Source organism: Novosphingobium sp. ERN07, from assembly GCF_012641335.1.
In the GTDB taxonomy this organism is placed as follows: domain Bacteria; phylum Pseudomonadota; class Alphaproteobacteria; order Sphingomonadales; family Sphingomonadaceae; genus Novosphingobium.
Window position 1 is genome coordinate 1 of record NZ_JABAID010000068.1, and the last position, 750, is coordinate 750.

Here is a 750-nt window from a genome sequence, read left to right on the forward strand (position 1 = left end):
TGTGCTCGGGCATCGGCCTGCCCTTGGGCTTCCTGCGATGGATGCGGCTGTTGAGCATGTTGGCCTTGAGCCATGCCTCGTTCTTGCTGCTGCGATAGGCACTGTCTGCCCAGACATCGCCGGCTGTGTTGGCGGTGTCGATCACCCGCCGCAACTGCCGTCCGTCGCTGTCGGCGGCCGAGGTCACCGCTGCCTTGCGGATGAAGCCAAAGCGCCGATCGATGCTGATATGCGACTTGTAGCCAAACACCGGCGTGGCGATCTGCGGAAGCGGTGTTCCATCGGGACGATAGCGGATCTTGCCGCCGATCTTCACGGTCCAGCGCGCATCGACATCCTTTTGGTGCGCCTTGTCCGGCTTGCCGCGCCAGATCTGCTTTGCCGACTTGCCCGCCTTGATGGCAGCCTTCTCTTCCTCGTTATTGCGCTGCTTGGGCGCAGGCACAAGCGTGGCATCCACGATCTGACCGCCCATCGCCAGGTATCCTGCCTCGCGCAGTTGTTGCTCGAACGCCTGCATCAATGCCTCGAGCGTGCCGCTCTCGGTCAGCCGGTTGCGATAGTGGCGGATGGTGTTCTCGTCGGGCATTGTCCCGCCAAGGTCGAAGCCGAAGAAGCGCATCCAGCTCAAGCGATCCCGGATCATGAACTCCATGCGCGCATCCGACAGATTATGCTGCGCCTGAACCACCAGCACCTTGAACATCGCCACGGGATCGAACGAGCGCCGACCGCCCTTGGCGCCGTCGC

Annotated in this window: 1 protein-coding gene; it reads right to left on the reverse strand. The window is 62.8% G+C overall.

Annotated features, from left to right (window positions below; all coding sequences use genetic code 11):
• A partial coding sequence (locus HGI47_RS22115; RefSeq protein WP_168854902.1) for a transposase occupies positions 1 to 750 on the reverse strand: 750 nt, incomplete at both ends.